This window comes from Streptomyces sp. NPDC017676, from assembly GCF_044329325.1.
Taxonomy (GTDB): domain Bacteria; phylum Actinomycetota; class Actinomycetes; order Streptomycetales; family Streptomycetaceae; genus Streptomyces.
In genome coordinates, this window is sequence record NZ_JBIRJA010000018.1 from 140,390 (window position 1) to 161,160 (window position 20,771).

Sequence of the window (20,771 nt, forward strand, 5' to 3'; positions counted from 1 at the left end):
ATGGCCGGGAACAGTGTGCTGCGCGAAGGAACACAGCAGGATGACGGACAGCGTCCCCACGGTCCGGCACGCCCCGGCGCGGGCTTCGATGGCACGATGGTGCCGGGCCATCACCGAGACCCGGTGGTTCGCGGTCACCGTCTTCTGCCTGATCCTCGCCAATGCCGCGCTGCTGGGCGCAGAGACCTACTCAGGCGTGGTCAGCGACTGGCACAACTGGTCGAGCCTGGCCGAGCACGCATGTGTGGCCGCCTTCACCGTGGAGATCCTGCTGCGGCTGGGCGCCCACGCCGACCGCCCCCGGCACTTCTTCCGCGACCCGTGGAACCTCTTCGACCTCGCCGTCGTACTGAGCACCTTCCTGCCCGTCGTCCGGGAGAACACCACCGTCCTGCGGCTGCTGCGACTGGCACGCGTCCTGCGCACCGCCCGGTTCCTGCCGCAACTGCGCATCGTCCTCGTCGCCGTCGCCCGCAGCCTGCCCGGCACCCTCAGCTTCCTCCTGGTCGGCATCCTGCTGCTGTACGTGTACGCGATGGTCGGCTGGGTCTTCTTCGCCCACCACGACCCACAGCACTACGGCTCCGTCGGCCGCGCCGCCCTCACCCTCTTCCTGCTCATGACCCTCGACGGCATCGGCGACGCCGTCCACTCCGGCCTCGAAATCTCCCGCCTCAGCCTCCTCTACTACGCCTCCTACGTCCTGCTCGCCTCCTTCGTCCTCGTCAACGTCCTCATCGGCGTCGTCCTGACCTCCCTGGAGGAAGCCCGAGACATGGAACAGGCCCCGTCAGCACCAGCGCCCCGCCCGGCACCCGCCCCGGCCGAGCAGCAGGCACTCCTCGACCGCATCGCCACAGCACGACGCGCCCTGGACGACCTCGAACTCGAACTCACTCACGCGTCAGCGCCACCGGCCGTCGAAGCGGAACGGACTGCCTCTACCGCCAGCGGGCGCGCGTGACCGCGGACAGGAGCGACTCACAGCGGCTGACACAACGAGGTGAGGTGGTGTGGTGGGCCGTGTCCGTGCGGCCGATCGAGCGGCTGCTGCCGAGGAGGGAGCGCAGGTTCCGGTGTCCGGGCCGGGCCGGCCCCAGACACCATCTGATCACCGACGGCCACGGCACCCCGCTCGCCGTCAGCCTGACCGGTGGGGATCGTGGGCGACGTCACCCGGCTTCTGCCTCTGCTGGACGCCGTCCCGCCCGTCCGCGGCCGGGTCGGCCGACCGCGTCGCAGAGCGGTGACGCTCTACGCCGAGCGCGGCTACGACCACGACCGCCACCGCAACGAGGTCCGCCCGCGGCATCGTGACCGCCATCGCACGGCGCGGCACCGGGCACGGCATCGGACGTGGCCTCACTCGACCGCAACGAAACCTGACCCCGCCCACCGGGTTACGGGACAAGCTTTGGCCCGAGCGAGTCGATCCGGCCCCCATGCACCGGTCCGGTGCCATACTCACTCGCCAGGAACCGGACGCCCAGCAGCGTCTCCCTATGCGCCTCGACGAGACCCTGCACATCGGCCTCGACCTCAGCAAGACGCGGCACGACCTCGGTCATGCCGCCATTCGTCGTATCCGTGCGGGACAGCTTCAGGCCCGACACCTTCGCCTCCCGGAGCCCGCTCTCGCACACACAGCCACGCAGGCGCCAACGCATCCGCACTGCTTCCCTTCGATCGCCGATGAGTTTCGGTGTGCCGGACGGTCCAAGTCGGCACACCGACCAAAGGGAGAACCCGATGGGCAAGACGCGCCTGCACCCGATGACCCACATCGCCCGTCGCATGTTCGAGCTCCTGGAGCCGATCTGCCTGGTCACCTACTTCGCCGACGAGTGCAACGAGGAACTGGCCGCACTCGGCCACCGCACCTACTGGGACGGCTACTTCGCCAGCCGCGCCGCACCACTGGGACGGGTGCCGGCCCAAGTCGTGCACGCAGCCTTCTACAACTTCGCCGACGGGGAAGCCGCACGGCACATCCCCAGCGCCTGGGAGACGATCCCGCCCGAGGCCTCCATCGCCGCGCGGGAGCGGGGCAGCGCGGCCTCCCTACGGCGCATCCTCGGCGGCGAGCTGGCAGACTCCCCGGGCCTGGTGCGCGCCGCGGACCTGACCACCAAGGCCGCGACGAGCGCCCCCACCGAAGGCCGGATGATGTACGCCGGCATGCGCACCCTTGAGATTCCCAGCGACCCCGTCGCCCGGCTGTGGCATTCCGCGACCATGCTGCGCGAGCACCGCGGCGACGGGCACATCGCCGCTCTCGTCGGCGCGCGCGTCGGCGGCACGGAGGCCCACGTGCTCTCCGCTCTGGACCAGGGCATCCACCCCCCAGAGTCGTTCGGACGCATCCATCACCTGCCGAAAGAGCGCCTGGCCGCGGTCATGGACGGCATGCGCGACCGCGGACTCATCGACACCGACGGCCACTTCACCGACGCCGGCCGCGCGACCAAACAACGCATCGAAACCCTCACCGACGAACTCGCCACCCCGCCCTACGAGGCCCTGTCCCCCACCGAACTCGACGAACTGATCACCGAGCTCGCACCCATCACCGCGACCCTGGTAGCCACAGGCTCACGGTGACGCCGAGCGCAGAAGATCGCCCGCTCGCTGCCTCCGTCTCAGGCCGGGGGACCGTGCGTGCTGCGTTCGAAGGGATGGTCGAGGCCTTGCGTGAGATCCGCCGGACCGATGCCGGCCGCCTGGCCGGGCGTTCCCGGTGACCTCTCCTCGCCCACCGCCGGACCGGACGACCCTCCGGCCACACCCGTCCGGCGCTCCCGACGGGCCACGCAGCGACTCCAGCGCCGAGGCTCGGGCCGGCAACGCTGAATCCGATCGAAGGGCGAAGGGTCGCTGCCGCCGCGACACGGCGTTGCGAACGGCACCGGCGGCACGGCGGCACAGCGGCAACCGCCGGGTTGCCAGGTCGAGGCGGGTGCTTGGATGCCGCGGTGACCCAGGACTCGCGGGCTCCCGGCGCCAGGCGCCAGGCGCATGGACAAGTACGGCGCCTCCGGTGCCGTCTGGGATCGCGGGTACGGTGGAGCAGTCCCGGACACGCCCCGGCGCCGCTGCCGGGTCGAAGGGGAACTGCGGTCAGTGCATGTCGGCCGCGTCGTCGATCTCGCACACGGCGCGTCGCGCATCTCGCTCCGGCCCGGCCTCTGCCGCATGGGACCCGCACTCGGCCCGTGATGAGGCGCAGCCAGTTCAGCAGGTCGTGTGCCTCATGAAACGTGAGCAGCGGCAGTCGCTCGCCCGCTGTCTCGATCAGTGCGAAGTCGATCTCGTCCAGGTTCAGGTCCAGGTCCTCGTAGCCGTCCATGACCGTGGCACCGAGCATCGCCGCGCAGGCGCCCACGGGCGTCGCGGAGCCGGTCAGCCGGCGGGTGTGCCTGCTGCCCCGCTGCGGTAGGTGGTGATGCCCAGGGCGAGCAGCCAGTAGCTGAACAGCGCGCCCATCAGGGCGGTCGTACCCCAGCCGTTCGCCGCGTAGAAGTGGGCGGGGGTGTGGCCGAAGAACATGGACGGCACGAAGGCGAGGTTGATCCCTGCCAGGACGAAGGCGGAGCGGCCGGTCCAGCGCGGCAGCAACCTCGTCCGCCGGAGTGCGCATCCCACGGCGGTCAGGAGGAGCGCGAGCGTGAGGCGGCCGATCGACCCGTAGAGGAGGTAGGTGGCGTGGACCGTGATGGTGGGGTCGATCGGGTGGACGGCCGCGATGGCCGCGCCGCCCTCCAGTCCGCTGGAGACCAGGGTGATCGTCGCGTAGACCAGTCCGGCGGCGAAGGCGAGGTTGCCGAGCCACTCGCTTGCGGGATCCGTGCTCTTGACCAGCTCACGGAAGACTGTGACGAACACGATCAGGAGCGCCAGCGCGAGGATCCCGATCAGGAGCCTGGCCAGCACGTTGGAGTCCGGTGGCGGGCCGGAGTAGAGGAAGTACAGGGGTACTTCGATGATGAAGGCGGCTGCGGTGGCGATGCCGGCCAGGCCCGTCAGACGCCTGGCTACGGTTTCGTTCATGGCTGTCCCCCTGGAGTTCGTGTGGTGGGTTCCCCGTCGGTTCGTGGGCCACGGCGTACGTGCGACGGGTTCGTGGGAGCGTCGTTTCCGGGATCACCCGAGGCCGTTCCAGAACGCGCAGTGGTGGCGGGGCGGTGTCGTGCGGGTGGCGACGATGCGGTCCGGCGCCAGCGACAGCACCGCCCGCCGGGGCCAGTGCGGTGAGGACGGGCCGTTCGGGTCGGCGCCGCGCGCGAAGCGTGTCCAGTAGTCGATCATGGTGTCGGCCAGCCGGTGCTGCGCCGCGGTCAGGGCGCGGGGGCGGCCGCCCAGGTCGAAGAGGTACGGCAGTTCGCTCGCGTGCGGTGCGCCGAGCGGGAAGGGCGGCGTGCCGGGGGTGAGCGGCGGGGCGTGTTCGTCGGCGAACTCGTAGCGCCACACGGGCACCCGGGCGGCGAGCAGGCGGCCGGTGCGTGCCGTCGGGCAGGCGAAATTCGCGTCGCCGATGACCGCGCCGAACACCGGGCCGCCGTCGGTGCGGTGCACCGGGTACTCGCGGACGATCGCCCTCGCCTGTCCCGGTGGGAAGAAGGAGGCCACGACGTCGGGCCAGGTCTGCGGGGTGACGGGATGGCCGGCCCGGATGATCCCTGCGGCCCATCCGTTGCCCTCGTCACGGGTGTGGCCGCTCAGCACGGGGACGCGGTGGAAGTGGCCGTCGGCGATGGCCGCCGCGGGGTCGCGGGGCAGCAACGGGGTGCCGTTCGCGGGCTGCTGGTCCGCGCTCTGGGCGGCGAGCAGACGGGAGACCTTCACGCGGCGCAGGCAGGTCAGGACGTCGTGTGCGGAACCGCAGCCGGCTTTCGCCGCGAAGTCCGCGCCCGCCGCGCGCGCCGCGGGCAAGGGGACGGAGGAGGGGGCGAACGGTCGCTCGGGACGCCCTGTGCAGGGGCCGCTCTGGACGATCGCCCGGTCGAAGAGTCCCGCCGCGGCGGGTGAGGTCAGCTGGGCGCAGACGCTGTAGCCGCCTGCTGACTCGCCGGCCAGGGTCACGTGGTGCGCGTCGCCGCCGAAGGCGCCGATCTCGGCGCGCACCCAGCGCAGCGCCGCCTGCTGGTCGGCCAGGCCGAAGGTGCCGGAGCCGGGCAGCCCGCTGTGTGCGAGGAAACCGAGGGCACCGAGGCGGTAGTTGACGGTGACGACGACCACGTCACCGCGGACGGCCATGCGATGCGCGTCGTATGAGCTGCCCGCTCCGGTGGTGAACCCGCCGCCGTGCAGCCACACGACGACCGGCCGGGGGTGTGCCGGTCCGGCGCCGTCGGGCGTCGTGACGTTCAGGTGGAGGCAGTCCTCGTCGGTGCTGCCGGCGGGCACCTCGCCGGCCGCTTGCGGGCAGGCGCTCCGGGGGCGGGTCGCGTCCCGTGTCCCGGACCAGGCCGCCGCGGGCGCGGGTGGCGCCCAGCGCAGGATGCCGACGGGAGGCGCCGCGTAGGGGATGCCCGCGAAGGTGCGGTAGCCGTCGCGGTGGACACCCCGCACCAGGCCGTGGTGGGTGCGGACCACTGTGGCGGCGTCCGGGGCGGGCGGCGCCGGCGGCGCCGGGGACCAGGCCGTCGTGAGGACGGCGGCCAGGGCGCAGCCCAGGGCGGTCAGGACGCGGTGCATGGTCATCGTCTCCCCTCGGTCAGCTGCCGCCCATGCCGCCCTGCGCGGCGACCATGGTCGTCGGAAGGGCGCGTACCGCCTTCTCCAGTCCCGGCGCGAGGGTGGCGAGAGACCCCGTGCAGGTGTCGATGCGGGCCCGGAAGACGTTCTGGTCCTGCCGGGACACCACGGAACGAACCCGACCCGCGGCGGCCAGCGCCAGCAGCGCGGCGTCCGCGGCGGGAACGTCCCGCACCGGGCCGTCCCCGTGCAGGACCGCGGACACGCGGGCGCGGAGCGCGGCGGGCACCGCGCGGTCCGTCACGCTCAGACGGCGCGTGCCCAGGCGGGTGCGGGGCGCCTTCGCGCTGAGGAGTCCCGCCGCGATGAGCCGGTCCTCCGCGTCCGTCAGGGTCTGTGCGCGGTGCAGGCGCACGAGGCGCTTCCAACTGTGGCCGTCGCCGGCGTCGCGCAGGACACGGTCCAGGACGGGGTCGCCGGTCGGTTCCGTGCCGCAGACGGTGACCGTGCCGCCGTGCTCCTCCAGTCGGCCGCGCAGCGCGAGGTCGATCAGGGCGGCGGCACGGACCAGCAGAGCCGCGCGGGAACGGTCGTAGGGACCTTCGGCTGCTTCGTCGTGGACCAGCAGATACAGGGTGCAGGGCAGGTCGTCGATCACAGCTCGACGGTAGGACCGGCACCTTTGGACACACATCGGCCGCGGGAGCGGAGCGGCACTGGGAGCACGGGAGGAGCGCGGCCCGGTTCTCCTCCCTGAGGAGGAGGCGGCTGTCAGGGGTGTCGTGGCCGTACGAGGCCGTGGTCGTAGGCGGCGACGACGGCCTGGACGCGATCGCGCAGGTTCAGTTTGCGCAGCACCGCGGTCACGTGGTTCTTGACGGTGGCCTCCGACAGGCCCAGCCGCTCGGCGATCTCCGCGTTCGGCAGGGCCTGCCCGATCAGGGTGAGCACCTCCCGTTCGCGGACGGAGAGGTCCTTCAGGGACGGCGGCGGCGCCGGGTCGGGGGTCGTGCGCAGGAACCGGTCGAGGACACGGCTGAGGACGCTGGGGGCCAGCAGCGCGTCGCCCCGCGCGGTGACGCGGATGGCGTCGACGAGTTCTCCCGGGCGGATGTCCTTCAGCAGGAAGCCGCTCGCCCCTGCCCGCAGAGCGGCAACCACATGCGCGTCCACGTCCCAGGTGGTCAGCACGAGGACCCGGGCCCGGCTTCCGCTCGCCGCGATCTGCCGGGTCGCCTGGATGCCGTCCAGGACGGGCATGCGTACGTCCATCAGGACCACGTCGGGCGCAAGTTCACGGGTCAGCCGCACCGCCTCCCGGCCGTCCGCCGCCTCACCGACCACCTCCAGGTCCTCACGGGCGTCGATGATCAGGCGGAATCCGGTACGAACCAGGGCCTGGTCGTCGGCCACCACCACCCGCAGTGTCATCAGGTGCGCTCCACCGGCGTCATCAGGCACGCTCCACCGGCAATCGCGCCGCCACTTCGAACCCGCCGCCGGGCCGTGGACCGGCGCGCAGGCTGCCGCCCACGAGCCGTGCCCGCTCCTCCATCCCCACCAGCCCGCGCCCCCCTCCGGCCCCGGCCGAACGTCCCTGAGCCGTACGCCCGTTGTCAATCACCGTGACCTTCACGCAATGCCCTTCGTCCGTCACACGCACGCTGACCTCATCGGCGCCGGCCGCGTGGCGCAGCGTGTTGGTGAGGGCCTCCTGAATGATCCGGTACGCCGCCAGGTCCACCGCGGCCGGCAGCCCGTCAGTGGCTCCCTCGCGGTGCACGTGCACGGTCATCCCCGTCGCGCGCACCGAGTCGGCGAGTTCGCCCAGGCGCGCGAGCGAGGGCCCCGGCCTTCGCGGCTCCCCTGTCGAGCCCTCGTCCGCTTCGGGCCGGAACGCCCGCAAGGTCAGGCGCAGTTCAGCCAGCGCCGAGCGGGCGGCCGTCTCGACGGCCCGCAGCGCCTGGCGGGCCTGGTCCGGCCGTTCGGTGAACACGTCGTCCGCGGCGCCGGCCTGAATGACGATCACCGACAAGGTGTGCGCCACCACGTCGTGCACGTCACGCGCGATCCGCGCACGCTCCTCCGCCACGGCCCGGTGCGTCTCCGCCCTCATCCGTTCCTGCTGCGCCCTGCGCCACTGCCCCAGGGTCCACGCCAGGACCACCGTCAGCACATAGACCGCCGGGCCCGCACCGCCGCCCGCCCCGAACTCCAGCGCGACCGGCAGGCACATCGCCGCGAGCGCCCCCAACGACACCCGCCGTGGCCTGGTGGCCGACAGCACGCACAACGTGACCTGCGCCGCGAGCAGCGCCCCCGTCAACGTCACCGCGGGCAGCAGCGCCCACACCGCGATCCCCGCCACCGTGGTGACGGCCAGTACGGGGAACGGGACGCGCACCTGCCACCACAGGGCACAGACTTGTACGAGGACCAGGGCCGCGGCCGCGAGCAGCCGCCGGCCGTCCTCCGCACCGGCGACGGACACCGGAATGCCCAAGGCGACGATCACCAGGCCTGCCGACCCGCACCACAGCGCCCGGGCCGTCCGGGGCGACAGCTCACCCCGCGCTTCCCTGGCGAACACATCGCTCTGCCGTCCTGTGCTGGCGTCCACATGCCGACCATATCCAGCGGCACGGCGATCCCAGCACTTCTCCTCAGCGCGAGCGTCTCGCGGACGCCGGGGGCTGCACTGGTGTCCGGGCGCCTCTTGCAGCGGCTCACACTCATCTGGTCGGCCAGGTGATCCTGAAGAAACGGCTTCCCTGGGCAGGAAACAGCCCCGGTCGGCGTGGCCGCCGGCCGGGGCTGAACCCGTGACGCGTGTGGTCGTGAAGGGTGGTCGCCTACGCGACGAAAGGCTCTGCGGGGCTTCAGCCGAACGATCGTCCCCGCAGGCAATGAGTGAGGCCCGGGGACACTGTCCCCTTCACCTTGGATGCGTCGCAGTGCGCGAACTCGGGGAAGGCCACCCGGTACTCGTCCTTGTCCAGCAGACGGTACTTCGATAACGCCTGCCGTTCGGGCGTCAGCCCGCGCCTTGCGGGTATCTCACATGACCGGCAGACCGCACCGATCACACATCGTCAGCCCCGATCGCGTTCCTGAGGTCAGGAGCGCCAAATCGTCTTGCACTCAGGCGAGTTCGGTCCTGCCGATGTCCGCCCATGACCCCGTTAGGGTGGCCCGGTGACCGACGCGAGCGTGGACAGAATGAACCGCTTCCGGGCCGAGGCGGCATCCCGGGATCTGCCGACGGAGGAGGTGGAGGAATGGATACGTGTCGCCCGCCCGGCGGTGTACTTGGCGGAGGGCGGTGACGGCCCCCTCGTAGCCCGGGTCGGCGGCGACCCCCTGCTGCCGCACGACGCGCCGAGGCCGTCCGATCCCTTCGTGGCCTGCGTCGACCTCGCGGCTCTCCCGCCGGGCGCCACCGGCCTCCCGCTCCCCGCCGACGGCCACCTGCTCCTCTTCTCCGGCACCGATGTCCACGGCACCGAGGGACAGGTGTCCGACGCGGTGCTGTACGTCCCCGCCGGGACCCCGACGGCCCCGAGCCCACTCGAACACAGCCGGCGCGAGCCGTACCGGCCCCGTGAGCTCCGCACCGTCTGGCACCAGCCGAGCGCGCCGATGCCGGAGAGCTTCGCCCTCGACAGATGGGGCGAGTTCCCCGAGGACGAACAGTTCGAACTCGCCGACGAACTCGCCGACGCCTGGGCAGACGTGGGCGGCTACCGTCCTTCCTGGACCTTGCAGATCGGCGGCCACCCGGTCTCGCCCCAGAACGACCCCGTCCACCACGCCCGTGATCCCGAGGAGGCCGGCCTCCCCGAGCAGGGCAGTACGGCCCACGGAGAGGACGCCGACGACTGGGCTCTCCTGGCCACCTGGAGGTGCGGCGACGACGTCACGGAACTGGACTCCGGCGTGGCCCACTGGGTGGTCCGCCGCCGGGACGTGGCAGCCAGGCGCTTCGACCGGGTCCACCGCTACGTCGAAATGGCATGACCGTGTGGGACGGGGACGGCCGGTTTCCCCGGCGCTCATCAGCGGCCCTCCCCGCCCACACCCACCCGCTCCGTGCCGCCACCGTGACGACCGGTCTGCCTGGAACGGGTGCCGCCCCCTCGCTGCAGAGTCTCCGGGCATGAGCTACAACCTGGCTGTCTGGGAAGGCGAGCGTCCGGCGAATCACAAGATCGCCGCCCGGGTCTCCGACGACCTGAACGACCGCTGTCTCGACGGTGAGACCCAGGAGCCTCCGTCCGAGCGCATCGCGGCCTACGTCACCGCACTTCTTGAGCGGTGGTGTGACATCACCGAGGACAAGGAGGGGACCTCGCCCTGGTCGGTCGGACCGCTGATCGACTGTGCCAGTGGTCCGCTCATCTACTTCTGGATGGGCTGGAGCAGGGCCGAGGAAGCCTCGGCCTACGCCGCAGACCTGGCGGATGCGAGGGGGCTGGTCTGCTTCGACTGCAGCAAAACCAGCTCAGGCCCTGAGCAGGGTGGCCGATCGGCGGTAGCCGATGAGGCATGCGGCGATGGCAACAAAGGCGAGGGAGTGTTCGGCCTTGTGTTCGTTAGCGGCGGTGCAGGCGTCGGCTGCAGGCGAGCCAGGAGAGCGTTCTCTCGACGACCCAGCGGTGGCGGCCCAGCCGCTGCGAGGACTCGACGCCTTGGCGGGCGATGCGGTGGCGGATGCCTCTTTTGCTCAGCCATCGGCGCAGGTGGTCGTAGCCGTATCCCTTGTCGGCATGGAGCTTGACCGGACGCCGACGACGCGGACCGCGTCGTGAGCGGATGGGCGGGATCCCTTGCACCAACGCTTCGGGCCGAGGCCGTCATGGACGTTGGCGCCGGGGTTGCACACAGCTGCCTCGGGTGGAAGCACAGAACGCGCGCCAGGGGGTGATCAGGCTGATCCGGCACCACTTCCACACGGCATGAGGGCGCTGCGGGCCCAACGCCCGCACGTCGTCTTCCCGATTGTCATCAGATAAGCGACTATGCGCAGCGCGACGAGGGAGGGACGGACAGCTACCGCCCGCCCCTCCCCCTTGCCTGCCCGCAGCAGCCACCCATCGCCAACCGCACCGGGCCCCTACGGCCTTCAGGTCCGGCCCGATCCGAAAACCGAACGCCGACGAGTTCTGACCCAGGGCCCTGACGCGGCAGCGCCGAGACCGGATTACCCGGTCTCGGCGCTGCCCACGCTCGCTCGCCTGACACGTGCCCGGCCTTCTCACAAGATCACCGCATGGCGATGGTTATGGCGACAAAGCACCGCAGAGGACCGAGCCTTGCGCAGCCAAGCGTCAAGCTCGCGGGTGGGCCTGACACCAGTCGCTGACACAAACAGCTACTGGCCGGTCCCCGCCGCCTTCACCCAGCCATGATCCACCGTCCGACTCTGAGATGGTTGTGCTGAGGGGTTGTCCTCGGGTTCACCAGGAGTGAGCTCGTCCTCGATCACGGCCGAGAAGCCCACGGATCAGCAAGAAAGTGCCCACGGCAATCAGGGCCGCCCCCGTAAGGATCAAGGCCACCCCGACAGTGATCAGAAACGTCCCGATAAGGATCAGAAGAGCCCCAATCAGGACCAAGAGTGTTCCGATAATGAGGAGAAAGATCGCGAGGACGGTCACGGTTGTCTCCTGTCCTCCCTCCCGCTCTGCCTCCTTCCCCGCCTCCACGGGAACACACTGCTTGACGATCGATGGTCCGTCCGAGGCCGACCGACGGCGACCGACAGTGACAGACGGGCGGACGGGTGGCGGGGGTCCGGGCGCTGCCCGGCGGGACGATGGGCGGAGCGGCGGGCCGGGGGTCCGGCAGGGACGGTGAGATGCACATCGGCCTGCGTTCCGGGTCGGTGACGAGGTGACGACCTGGACGTTCACGCCGTGGCGTCGGTGCTTGTGGGAGAAGTCTGCACTCGGTACAGACGACCCTTCTTACCGCGTCACTCAGCGGGTGCCCGGCGTGCAGCTGCTTCTCCACCGCGTATCCGCCCGCCTGCTGCGCCGTGCACGCCGGACCGCCCGGAGGCTCTGGACATGGGGAAACGTTCCTGGGGTGAAGCAGACGGGCCGGTCGGGTGATCGACGGCGCGCACCCCGGGTCGGCCTAGCTCGTCGGCGTTACAACGCTGCCTGTGAAATCGAGCATCCGATATGCGTGCCGCGTGATCGCCATTGCTTCCCTCGCACTGCTGCCCCCGACCGCGGCTGCGCCGGCGGTATCGGCCCACGCGGCGGCCGTGCCCGATCCAGTCATCTTCGTGCACGGCTGGAACAGCAACGGCTCGACCTGGAACACCATGGCCGACCAGTTCCGCGCCGACGGTTGGCCGGTCGGCCGCCTCGATCGGTGGACCTACCCCACCAGCCAGTCCAACGCGACGACCGCCTCCCAGCTGGCCCGGGAGATCGACCGCGTACTCGCTGCCACCGGCGCCTCCAAGGTGGACCTCGTCACCCACTCCATGGGCGGCCTTTCCTCCCGCTACTACCTCAAGAACCTTGCAGGGCACGCCAAGGTAGACGCTTGGGTGTCCTTGGCAGGTCCCAACCACGGCACACCCGCCGCCTACTGGTGCGGCGGCGTTTCCTGCACCGAGATGCGACCCGGATCAACGTTCCTCAACCAGCTCAACGCCAAGGACGAGACACCGGGAACCACCCGATACGCCACCTGGCGCTCTCCGTGCGACATCGTCGTCACTCCCGACGACACCGTGCCCCTCACCGGAGCGCGCAACACGAAGACGGCATGTCTGCAGCACACCGCTCTCCCCGCCAACGCGGCCGTCTACCGGCAAGTCAGGGACTTCATCCGGTAGCGGACCTGGAACAAGGAGGCAAACGCCAGCGCCGGCCCAGCGGGTGCGCAGAACGGCGCCCCACGGACTCGCTGTGGAGCGGGTGAGCCTCCACCTGGCGGCGGCCCGACCGCCCCGGCGGTCCGCTTTCGACCTGCACGCCGACGGTCCGACGGCCCTGACCGACCGGCTCGACGGCACTGGGAGCGGGCTCGGCTGACCGGGCCGGCGCTGTGCCACCGTCGCCGCCCCCGGCCGCGGCCGGATGGGGCCGCGGCCTCGCTCACGCCGCGACCGTCCGGGGCCGGGCTGGGGGGCGGTGCAGGGAGTCCTCGGGCCGCGTGACCGTCACCTGCACCGGTTACCGGCTGTCCGCCGACCCGGCCGCCTGGCCGCACACCGCCAACGGCACCGTGCCCATCGGCACCGCCCATCCCGGCGCCGAGACGCTCGTCGTCGACAAGCGGATGCGCCCCGCCGACCAGGGCGAACTCCTCGTACGCGGCCCGCAGCGGTTCCCCGGCTACCTGGACCCGGCGGACGACGCGGTCCGGTTCGCCACCGGCGGGCCGGACACGGGACTCAGCCCCTACGACGGCTCCGCTGACCGGCTCCCACTGGTACCGGACCGGAGACCGGGTGTGCCGCGACGGCGGCGACGCCCTCGTCCATCTCGGCCGCCTCGACAACCAGGTCAAGATCAGCGGCTACCACGTCGAACTGGGCGAGGTCGAGGAGGCCCTGCGCCCGTGCCCCGGTGTCGCCGACGCCGTGGTCGTGGCCCGCACCGAGCGGTCCACCCCCGTCCTGGAGGCCGTCTACACCGGGGAGGCTCCCGAGCCGGCGCCGCTGCTCGCCGCCCTGCACGGGCGGCTGCCCTCCTACACCCGTTTCGCCGTAGGTGTCGTATCAGCTCTTCCGCTTGAACAGGTAGGCGCGGGAGACGCCGGCCTCGGCGGCGACGTGCGCAATCGGACGAGTGCGGCAGCGTTCGACGAGCCTCAGGCGTCCCGCGATGGTCAAGGGGGCGTTCGCATGCGTCACCGGAGCACCTCCGTACTCCGCCCGGCCGTGACCGCTGTGCGCAGGGGGAACGCGATGAGCAGCGCGACGGCAACGAGAAGCCCGCTCACCCACAGCGGCCCGAGGTCCCCGACCGCAGTGGTCAGGGTGGTCGCGGCAATGAGCGGTCCGACGGCGGCGCCGATGTTGAGTGCGGCGGTCGCGTAGGAGCCGGCCATGGTGGGGGCCTCGGCCGCCTCGTAGAGGATCCGTGTGATCAGGGTGCTGCCCAGCGCGAACGACAGCGCACCCTGGACGAACCCGAGGACGAGCAGTGCGACCGGCCGGTCAGCCAGCACCGCCAAGGCGGGCCAGCCGATGAGCAGCAGCGGACCGCCGACGGCGAGGATCAGGCCGGGGCGCTGGTCGGACAGCCGTCCGGCGACGGTGACGCCGACGAAGGAACCGGCGCCGAAGAGCACCAGGACGACGGAGATCCACAGCTCGCCCAGCCCGGCGGTGCCGGTCACGACCGGGGCGAGGAACGTGATGCCGGCGAAGGTAGCCGCGTTCACCAGCGCGCCGAGCAACACGACCACGAGCAACCGCCAACTCCCGAGCTGTGCGAGCTCCGCTCGCAGGGTCGGCCCCTCAGCCGCGTCCTTCTGCCCACGGCGCGCCGGGATGCCGGTGAGGATGCCGATGGCTGCGGGCAGGCAGAGCGCGGCGACGCCCCAGAACGTGGCCCGCCAGCCGAGCAGGGTACCGAGCACCGATCCCCCAGGGACGCCGACAACCATGGCCACCGTGGTGCCCGACAGCAGCACGGCGAGCGCGCGCCCCTTCCGGTCGGCAGGGACCAGCGTGGCGGCGGTCGTCAGGGCGACGGCGAGGAACCCGGCGTTCGCGAGCGCTGCGACCACCCGGGTCGCGAACAGGACCGGGAAGCTCGCGGTGGCGGCGCCCAAGGCGTGGGCTGCCAGGAACACGAGGACGAACCCGAGCAGGCTCGATCGTCCGGGCCGCTTCCGGGCAAGTGCGGCCATGAGTGGGGCACCGACGATCATGCCGATCGCGTATGCCGAGGTGAGCGTGCCCGCTGTCCCGACGATGACGCCGAGGCCTGAGGCGATGTCCGGCAGGAGGCCGGCGAGCATGAACTCTGATGTGCCCATGGCGAAGACCGCCAGGGCAAGTAGGTACAACGGGAGAGGCATCGAGTGGGCTCCGAGGTGAGGAGAGGCACGAGAAAGTCATCTCGTCACCGCGGCCAGCCCCCAAGGCGCACGTCGTCCGACCGCGGAACGCGATGCGACGACAGGCTGCGAGCTCAGTGGTTCAGGGGCTGACGGCGTGACCGAAAGCCCCCACCCTGTCTGACTCAGGACTCGACATGACCCGCACGCTACCCGACCGACGCCCGCCGAGACACCCCGGTTCCACCGGCATTGACCGATGCCACCAACGTCATGTCTGGCAACATTCAGGCGCTGGACCCTTGACTCCAGCCCGCGCGCGTCCTGCTCGGATGACGCGAACCTGGCCGGTCGCTCGCGGCGAGGCCGAGTCATCACGTCGCGAACCGTCCGCCATGACCGACGTGGCGGGCGCGAAGCGGCACCGGAAGCCTTGCGGGGCTCGGTCTGCTTTAGGCGCAGGTCAGCCGCATGCTGGTCACCAGCTTTGGAAGGCTCCGTCGGTCAGAATGGGGACGACCGAGGCAGTGTCCAGCTCGGTCGCGATCGCGACGCCATCGGCGAATCCGTCCTGGGCGAGTTCCCGGCCGGAGAAGCTGTCCGCCACTGCCTCTGCAACATCGGCGGTGCCGTAGAAGGAGCTGCGTACGGCGGCGGCCTCTGGTGACAGAAAGCCGGCGCACCGTTCGGACAGTTCGGCGATGATGGCACCGGCTCCGTACGCGTCTTCCAGTGCAGGGCGCAGGCTTCCGTCAGGCCAGCGCTCGCCTGCGGCGATCACGCCGACCGGTCGTTCGGGGACTCCGTAGCCGTGGGAGGCGAGCCATCGGGCCACGACCGTCGCGTTGCGCAGGCAGCCGGCGACCACGGTGGCGGCACCGGCCGCGGCGGCGATGGCGGATCCGTTGGGCGACGGCAGGACCAGCCGCGGGGTGGAGGGAGCCCTGCGGAGGGCCGCCGGTGACAGCGACCAGGGGGAGACCGGTGTCGTCTTCCGTCGCCCCACCACCAGTTCCGCGGCTTGGTCGCGGGCAAAGGCGAGCGCGGTGTCGTCGCGCCAGGCGTAGGGGAAGACCCGGGTGCCCGATTCCACGGCCACCGTCACCGATGTCGTGCATGACAGGACGTCGACTACCACCAGGCAGGCGACGTCCGGTGCAAGCCGTTGAGCACCGGTGGGGCCCCATTCGAAACGGCTTGGCGTCGACGAAGGAGCCCAGCGCGAGTTGGTCGGCCTGGGACAGGTCCGGGGCCGACAACAGTCGGGTCATGAGCCAGCCGGACTTGTTCGCCCTGGCGAGAGACCCGAGCCCTCGGCGGCGGTTCCGTCCACAGTTCGCCGGCTCGGGAACAAACCGTGGTACCCAGACCAGGGAGGGCCGGGCACCACGGCGGCGCATGCCCGGAACCGCTCACGCCAGGGCCAGGAGCGCCTCAGCCGGGAACACGCCGAAGCATTCGGGTGCCCGCCGTACCGCTGGGGGTGCTCGCGCCTGTGGTGGCGAGGCGCAGGTCTCTTGCTTTCACCGGGGAGGTCCACTCCACTGGAGTGAGCCGACTGGTCCACACGACTGGACAGCGTCGGCAAAGCCCCATGGCGGTCGGCTCACTACGTCACCAGAGCCAGCCCTGGTTGGCCGACCCGTCACACTTGAACTGGGCAGCCTGTGCGCCGTTGGCGGTGCTGGCGCCGGAAATGCCCAGGCACAGACCGCTCTTGCGGTTCTTCAGTGCGAAGTAGTCCCCGTCGTAGACGGTCCAGTCCACTGCCCAGTCCTGGTTGAGGTCGCTGGAGCCGTTTGCGATGATGGCCGCGGCCCCAGCCGACGTACTGGCACCGTCGACGCCGAGGTTTCTGCCGGCGGCGACGTTCTCGAACGTGTAGTAGCCGTCGAACGTGTAGATGTCCCACTGCTGCAGGGTGCTGGGACCGTCATACGTCTGCTGGGTGACCTTGGCACCGTTGGCGGTGCTCGCGGCCTGCAGATACTTGCCGGATTTGAGATTCTTCAGGTGCGAATACCCGGTCTTGATCTCAGGCGACTTCGGCTCACTCCCCTGCGACGACGACTGTGCGTGAGCGACCACGGGACTGGCCACCGCCAGCAGCGCGCCGGTGAGGATGACGGTCAGTGCCCTTTTATGCTTGTTGTGCGCATGACAGGTTTCCTTACGTTGGATTGTGTTGGCGTCACTGGAAGTACTCAACCAATGCTGAGTGACGGTTTGCTAGATCCCTCGGGCAGTAGGGCTGAAAGTAACTACTCGACGAGGTACGCCGGTTGTGTCTCGCGGAGGTATAGATGCTGATCACCGCTCGACGGGCGGACCGGATCCGAGGGGCGTTCCCCCTGGCTTGTTCTTGTGGTCCGGATGGAAACCCCTCCGCACGAGCGCAGGTCCGCCCTGCGACACGAGGACATGTCGGCTTGGCTTTTGAACTGCCCGGCCGGACGTTACGTACCAGTCACCGCGGGCGGCACCGTGCCGCCTGGCGTACTGCCAGGGAAACGGGTCGGCGGGCACGCGCCGGTCGCGGGTACGCATCGTGCGCTCGACCGCCGGGACGCTGGTGGCGTGCGGTACACGGTGCCCATGAGAAGGGGTCGAACGATTTCAGTGGATTCGAGCCGTCCAGTCAGCAGTGCTCTCGATGGAGCCGCTCCAGCGGGACGGGAGGAGAGAACGAGCCGGGCAAGCGTCCGTCGGCAAGTACCGGGCCTGGATGGCCTCCGCGGACTGGCGGCGTTGTATGTGGTGCTGTTCCACTGCTGGTTGTACACCTTCCCGGGCTATCCCAACAGTTCGGCGCCTGCGTGGCTGGACGGGCTCAAGTTCGGGCGCCTCGCCGTCGTCTTCTTCCTGGTGCTGTCCGGTTTCTCCCTGGCGATCTCCCCGGCGCTTCACGACTGGCGGTCGGGTGGCGTCGGCGAGTTCCTGCGCCGGAGGGCCTGGCGGATCCTGCCTCCGTATTGGGCAGCACTGGCCATGAGCCTGATCATTTCCTGGTTCGTGGTGTCGCCTTCGCATTACGGACGACCGACCGGCGCGTCGATCCTGGTGTACAGCCTCGTTGCTCAGGACGTGTTCACCGCCCCCACACCGAACGGCGCCTTCTGGTCGATCGGAGTGGAGGCCGAACTGTATCTCCTCTTCCCGCTTTTCCTGTTCGTGCGGCGGCGGCTGAGCGCGACGGCGCTGATCGCCTGCGTGACACTACCGGTGATCGCTCGCGGGCTGATGGCGGCTGACGCATCTCCGGTGGAGGGCAACAACTGGCTCGCTCCACATCTCGCTCCCGTGTTCGTTGCCGGCATGATCGGCGCAGGAGTCGTCGTTGCGTCGGAACGTGTTCGACGCCTGCCGTGGGGATGGTTCGCCGGACTCGCTGCCCTCCCCGTCCTGGCTCTCGGCCTCATCCAGGGTTCCGTTTGGACCGTGAACCACTACTTCTGGGTGGATCTCGCCATCGCTCCCGCCATGACGATGCTGCTTGCCGCGATCGCCACCGGCAGGCCCGCGCCCCTTCTTCAGCTCCTGACCGCGCGCCCCATTCAGAGTCTCGGTAGCTTCTCCTACAGTCTCTACTTGATCCATCTACCGATCGTCATGGCCGTGATTCGCCGAGTAGCCCCTCATTTCGTGTCTCCCGGTCTGCCCACATTCTGGTTCACGCTTGCCCTGGCCCTCCCGGTTTCGGTGCTCGGGGCGTGGCTCTTCTCCCAAATCTTCGAGATGCCCTTCAAGCAGAACAGATCCTGGAAATCTCTGATCGCGCGAGGTCGGAGGCGCTGGTCCGGTAGGAGTGCGTGACAACGGCTAACAGATGACGTGAGGTGGCGCCGCCGGCCGTGTCCGTGCGGTGGGTCAAGCCCTTGCAGGTGCGTGGGGACATCACCGTGGATTGTGTCGGATGAGTTGTGGGCTCGGATCGAGCCGCTGTTGCCGAGGCGGGAGCGCCGGTTCCGGTATCCGAGCCGGAAGCCGTTGCCGGACCGGCGGGTGTTGTGCGGGATCCGGTCAGGTGCGCGCCGACGAAGCGTCGCCGTGGTGCCGCAGCAGTTCCCGGGCCAGGACGCCGTAGTCGAAGCGGACGTTGCAGGCGACACAGCGCCGCCCCGCCACTCCACCGGTCAGCTCCGGCAGAAGGTCGGCGAAACAGGGAGCGCGGACAACGTGAGCGCGGGTGATGCCGTGCAGGTCGCTGGCCCCCGCTGTGATCGGCTCACGCGGATCGAGCAGCTCGTTCACCAGCACGCGGCCCCTGCCGTCCATCGCCGTCATCGGAAAGGGCGGAGAGGGTGAAGTAGCCGACGGCGGCAAGGAAGCCTGCGCCAGGTGCCGCATTCGGGGCCGTCAGTGCCGGGCTGTCGTCAAGCATCGCGGCCCGTCGGATAGCAGTCCCTGGGCGTGAGGGCTGTCCAGGCAATGGTACCGGCGATACCATCGGTACCATGACGAAGGCCATGAACTTGCGTTTCCCCGATCCAGCGCAGCGTGCCGCGATCGAGGCCGCTGCGAAGCAGGAGGGCGTCAGCCTGCAGGAATACATCCTTTCGGCTGCCTACGCCCGGGCCACCGCCGTGGAGGAGCGCTTCCTTGAGGCGTTCAGGGCGTCGATGTCGCACAGCGGTGACGCGTTCGCCGAGGAGGCCGGCGCAGCCGGTTCCGGTGGGCAGCAGCGTGAGGCGGAGCTTCACGCACGACGTGAGCTTGACAAGCAGCAGGAGCGGGGTCACGCCGCGTGACGTCGAGCGAACCGCTCCACCCGCTGGACGTCGCCTTCCTGCTGCACGCCGCAGAGCTGCTGCCCGGTGATCCTCAGGTGGACGACTACGGGCCGCTCTACGCAGCGGCCGGCCGGGTCAACGCCAGGGCGATGGAACGCGACATCTACGGCTCGGTGTATCTCAAGGCAGCCGCGCTGCTCCAGACACTGGCGAGACTGCCATGCCTGGAGCACTCCAACGAGGCGTTCGCCTGGCACTCCACCGAGGCCTACCTGGCCCTGAACGGGCACCGGCTCGGCTACCCGCCCAAAGAGGCCGTCTCACTCGTGCGCGATGCGGCATCCGGCAGCCTGGGAGTCGGCCTGATCGGCCGCCAACTGCGATCCTGGACCGCCTGACCCCTTTCGGCTTCGCGGTTGCTCGTCGGGGCGGGCCCGGCTCGGCGGCGCGAAACCGGCAGCGTTTACAGAACTCCTTGCCCGAGCATTCCGCGAACAAGGCCGTGACGTCGAAGCCGAGCACCTGCACGTCCACTTCCCCCGCGTGCAGAAGACGGCCGCCTCGTGATCGATTCCTTGACCTGGAGGACGCCGTGGTCAACAAGTTGTTGGTACGGGGCCCCCAGGAAAGTCGTCACCATAGGTGCCGCCCGCAGTGAGGCCCTCGACGAACGAGCGGAAATCATCAGCCAGGACGAGCTCCGTGTCGAGGTCGGTCTCGAAACACGTGACCGAGGGCTCGCCATCCCGCCCGCAGGTGCGGTAGTCGAGCGCAATCCAGCAGTGGCCATCGCCGGAGAGCAACACAAGGGGTGTCGGCAGACCCCACTCCTCAACCAAGCACGGAGTGTCGAGCAACGAGGTCATCCCATCGCGACGCCCGATGCCCATCAGGCCGTCGAAGGGAACGTGGTCTTCGCTCCACGAGGTCGGTCGGCTGGTGGGGAACGCGTCATGATCAGCCTTCACGACGCCACCGTTCTGAACCCGCAGAAGATCAAGCAGGGCCGAAGGCAGCGTCACACCGAGCACACGCTCGGCCTCTCGCACCATCTCGTCCGTCAGCGGCTGCTGGACGCCGTGATCGCCCTCATCCCAGAACGTCGCCATGACCTCATCAAATCGCGCCATGGCACGCAGCCTACGGATCAGCCACGCCGGTCTCAGCCACAAGATCATTGCTTAGTCCGGAGAAGGGCATCCGGACTCACCGAACTCCTTGCCCGCGAACTGCGCGCCCGCGGCCGCCAGGTCGACGTCGAACGCCTTCACGTCCATCTCCCGCGCGTCCTGAAGGCGGCCGACACCGACAGTGAGT

The 20,771-nt window shown here is 70.0% G+C and carries 17 protein-coding genes and 6 pseudogenes; 9 read left to right on the forward strand and 14 right to left on the reverse strand.

Annotated elements, in window-relative coordinates; genetic code table 11:
* The first annotated feature begins 40 nt into the window (after positions 1-40).
* The gene (locus tag ACH4LD_RS33295; RefSeq protein WP_398057832.1) at positions 41-964 is read left to right on the forward strand and encodes an ion transporter; all 924 of its coding nucleotides are present in this window, start codon (positions 41-43) and stop codon (positions 962-964) included.
* A gap of 119 nt (positions 965-1,083) precedes the next feature.
* A pseudogene (locus tag ACH4LD_RS33300) lies at positions 1,084-1,370 on the forward strand (transposase); the annotation flags it as partial.
* Positions 1,371-1,418: 48 nt separating this feature from the next.
* On the opposite strand, the pseudogene ACH4LD_RS33305 reads toward ACH4LD_RS33300, so the two are convergent.
* A pseudogene (locus tag ACH4LD_RS33305) lies at positions 1,419-1,613 on the reverse strand (transporter); the annotation flags it as partial.
* A gap of 136 nt (positions 1,614-1,749) precedes the next feature.
* Between ACH4LD_RS33305 and ACH4LD_RS33310 the strand changes: the two are divergent.
* Positions 1,750-2,601 (forward strand): MarR family transcriptional regulator, encoded by an 852-nt coding sequence (locus tag ACH4LD_RS33310; protein WP_398057831.1) that lies wholly within the window; start codon positions 1,750-1,752, stop codon positions 2,599-2,601.
* A 798-nt stretch (positions 2,602-3,399) separates the two neighbouring features.
* Here ACH4LD_RS33310 and ACH4LD_RS33315 read toward each other — a convergent pair.
* From ACH4LD_RS33315 to ACH4LD_RS33335, 5 genes are all read right to left on the reverse strand, one after another.
* A complete protein-coding gene (locus tag ACH4LD_RS33315) occupies positions 3,400-4,047 on the reverse strand; it encodes a hypothetical protein (protein ID WP_398057830.1) in 648 nt (215 codons plus the stop codon).
* A gap of 93 nt (positions 4,048-4,140) precedes the next feature.
* On the reverse strand, positions 4,141-5,700 hold the full coding sequence (locus tag ACH4LD_RS33320) for a carboxylesterase/lipase family protein (RefSeq protein WP_398057829.1): 1,560 nt from the start codon (positions 5,698-5,700) through the stop codon (positions 4,141-4,143).
* A 13-nt stretch (positions 5,701-5,713) separates the two neighbouring features.
* Positions 5,714-6,352, reverse strand: coding sequence for a GPP34 family phosphoprotein (locus tag ACH4LD_RS33325; protein WP_398057828.1), 639 nt, complete (start codon positions 6,350-6,352; stop codon positions 5,714-5,716).
* A gap of 113 nt (positions 6,353-6,465) precedes the next feature.
* Complete coding sequence (locus tag ACH4LD_RS33330; protein WP_398057827.1) at positions 6,466-7,125, reverse strand: response regulator; 660 nt, start codon at positions 7,123-7,125, stop codon at positions 6,466-6,468.
* A gap of 22 nt (positions 7,126-7,147) precedes the next feature.
* On the reverse strand, positions 7,148-8,314 hold the full coding sequence (locus tag ACH4LD_RS33335; RefSeq protein WP_398057826.1) for a sensor histidine kinase: 1,167 nt from the start codon (positions 8,312-8,314) through the stop codon (positions 7,148-7,150).
* Positions 8,315-8,889: 575 nt separating this feature from the next.
* Here ACH4LD_RS33335 and ACH4LD_RS33340 point away from each other — a divergent pair.
* Complete coding sequence (locus tag ACH4LD_RS33340; RefSeq protein ID WP_398057825.1) at positions 8,890-9,711, forward strand: DUF1963 domain-containing protein; 822 nt, start codon at positions 8,890-8,892, stop codon at positions 9,709-9,711.
* Between the two features lie 484 nt (positions 9,712-10,195).
* Here ACH4LD_RS33340 and ACH4LD_RS33345 read toward each other — a convergent pair.
* A pseudogene (locus ACH4LD_RS33345) lies at positions 10,196-10,535 on the reverse strand (transposase); the annotation flags it as partial.
* Between the two features lie 1,325 nt (positions 10,536-11,860).
* Between ACH4LD_RS33345 and ACH4LD_RS33350 the strand changes: the two are divergent.
* A complete protein-coding gene (locus tag ACH4LD_RS33350; protein ID WP_398106203.1) occupies positions 11,861-12,547 on the forward strand; it encodes an esterase/lipase family protein in 687 nt (228 codons plus the stop codon).
* Positions 12,548-13,108: 561 nt separating this feature from the next.
* Here the strand turns inward: ACH4LD_RS33350 and ACH4LD_RS33355 are convergent.
* The 5 genes and pseudogenes from ACH4LD_RS33355 to ACH4LD_RS33375 all read right to left on the reverse strand — a co-directional run bounded on the left by ACH4LD_RS33355 (position 13,109) and on the right by ACH4LD_RS33375 (position 16,932).
* Entirely contained in the window at positions 13,109-13,393 is a 285-nt protein-coding gene (locus ACH4LD_RS33355) for a hypothetical protein (RefSeq protein WP_398057823.1), read from the reverse strand.
* Positions 13,394-13,462: 69 nt separating this feature from the next.
* A pseudogene (locus ACH4LD_RS33360) lies at positions 13,463-13,570 on the reverse strand (IS481 family transposase); the annotation flags it as partial.
* On the reverse strand, positions 13,567-14,745 hold the full coding sequence (locus tag ACH4LD_RS33365; protein ID WP_398057822.1) for a Cmx/CmrA family chloramphenicol efflux MFS transporter: 1,179 nt from the start codon (positions 14,743-14,745) through the stop codon (positions 13,567-13,569). The gene ACH4LD_RS33365 and the pseudogene ACH4LD_RS33360, both read right to left, overlap by 4 nt.
* 457 nt (positions 14,746-15,202) lie before the next feature.
* Positions 15,203-15,868: pseudogene (locus ACH4LD_RS33370) on the reverse strand (2-phosphosulfolactate phosphatase); the annotation flags it as partial.
* A gap of 470 nt (positions 15,869-16,338) precedes the next feature.
* Positions 16,339-16,932 carry an RICIN domain-containing protein gene (locus tag ACH4LD_RS33375; protein ID WP_398057821.1) on the reverse strand — a complete coding sequence of 198 codons (594 nt, stop codon included), beginning with the start codon at positions 16,930-16,932 and terminating at the stop codon, positions 16,339-16,341.
* A gap of 387 nt (positions 16,933-17,319) precedes the next feature.
* On the opposite strand from ACH4LD_RS33375, the gene ACH4LD_RS33380 reads away from it, so the two are divergent.
* Positions 17,320-18,537, forward strand: a complete 1,218-nt coding sequence (locus tag ACH4LD_RS33380; RefSeq protein ID WP_398057925.1) for an acyltransferase family protein — start codon at positions 17,320-17,322, stop codon at positions 18,535-18,537.
* A 72-nt stretch (positions 18,538-18,609) separates the two neighbouring features.
* Positions 18,610-18,741 (forward strand): annotated as a pseudogene (locus ACH4LD_RS33385) (IS5/IS1182 family transposase); the annotation flags it as partial.
* Between the two features lie 3 nt (positions 18,742-18,744).
* Here ACH4LD_RS33385 and ACH4LD_RS33390 read toward each other — a convergent pair.
* Positions 18,745-18,999: an exonuclease domain-containing protein gene (locus tag ACH4LD_RS33390; protein WP_398057820.1), complete on the reverse strand. Its 255-nt coding sequence runs from the start codon at positions 18,997-18,999 to the stop codon at positions 18,745-18,747.
* Positions 19,000-19,178: 179 nt separating this feature from the next.
* Here ACH4LD_RS33390 and ACH4LD_RS33395 point away from each other — a divergent pair, with 179 nt between their 5' ends.
* On the forward strand, positions 19,179-19,472 hold the full coding sequence (locus ACH4LD_RS33395; RefSeq protein ID WP_398057818.1) for a DUF1778 domain-containing protein: 294 nt from the start codon (positions 19,179-19,181) through the stop codon (positions 19,470-19,472).
* Positions 19,469-19,852 (forward strand): fic family toxin-antitoxin system, toxin component, encoded by a 384-nt coding sequence (locus ACH4LD_RS33400; protein WP_398057817.1) that lies wholly within the window; start codon positions 19,469-19,471, stop codon positions 19,850-19,852. Before ACH4LD_RS33395 ends, ACH4LD_RS33400 begins: the two co-directional genes overlap by 4 nt.
* 198 nt (positions 19,853-20,050) lie before the next feature.
* On the opposite strand, the gene ACH4LD_RS33405 is transcribed toward ACH4LD_RS33400, so the two are convergent.
* Positions 20,051-20,584: an SMI1/KNR4 family protein gene (locus tag ACH4LD_RS33405; protein WP_398057816.1), complete on the reverse strand. Its 534-nt coding sequence runs from the start codon at positions 20,582-20,584 to the stop codon at positions 20,051-20,053.
* Positions 20,585-20,771: the final 187 nt, after the last annotated feature.

What these genes read in the sequence shown, in the direction of transcription:
- ACH4LD_RS33390 (WP_398057820.1), bottom strand. Translation starts at nt 18,999, where the DNA reads ATGGACGGCAGGGGCCGCGTGCTGGTGAACGAGCTGCTCGATCCGCGT.
- ACH4LD_RS33330 (WP_398057827.1), bottom strand. Translation starts at nt 7,125, where the DNA reads ATGACACTGCGGGTGGTGGTGGCCGACGACCAGGCCCTGGTTCGTACC.
- ACH4LD_RS33320 (WP_398057829.1), bottom strand. Translation starts at nt 5,700, where the DNA reads ATGACCATGCACCGCGTCCTGACCGCCCTGGGCTGCGCCCTGGCCGCC.
- ACH4LD_RS33365 (WP_398057822.1), bottom strand. Translation starts at nt 14,745, where the DNA reads ATGCCTCTCCCGTTGTACCTACTTGCCCTGGCGGTCTTCGCCATGGGC.
- ACH4LD_RS33405 (WP_398057816.1), bottom strand. Translation starts at nt 20,584, where the DNA reads ATGGCGCGATTTGATGAGGTCATGGCGACGTTCTGGGATGAGGGCGAT.
- ACH4LD_RS33315 (WP_398057830.1), bottom strand. Translation starts at nt 4,047, where the DNA reads ATGAACGAAACCGTAGCCAGGCGTCTGACGGGCCTGGCCGGCATCGCC.
- ACH4LD_RS33295 (WP_398057832.1), top strand. Translation starts at nt 41, where the DNA reads ATGACGGACAGCGTCCCCACGGTCCGGCACGCCCCGGCGCGGGCTTCG.
- ACH4LD_RS33310 (WP_398057831.1), top strand. Translation starts at nt 1,750, where the DNA reads ATGGGCAAGACGCGCCTGCACCCGATGACCCACATCGCCCGTCGCATG.
- ACH4LD_RS33380 (WP_398057925.1), top strand. Translation starts at nt 17,320, where the DNA reads ATGAGAAGGGGTCGAACGATTTCAGTGGATTCGAGCCGTCCAGTCAGC.
- ACH4LD_RS33395 (WP_398057818.1), top strand. Translation starts at nt 19,179, where the DNA reads ATGACGAAGGCCATGAACTTGCGTTTCCCCGATCCAGCGCAGCGTGCC.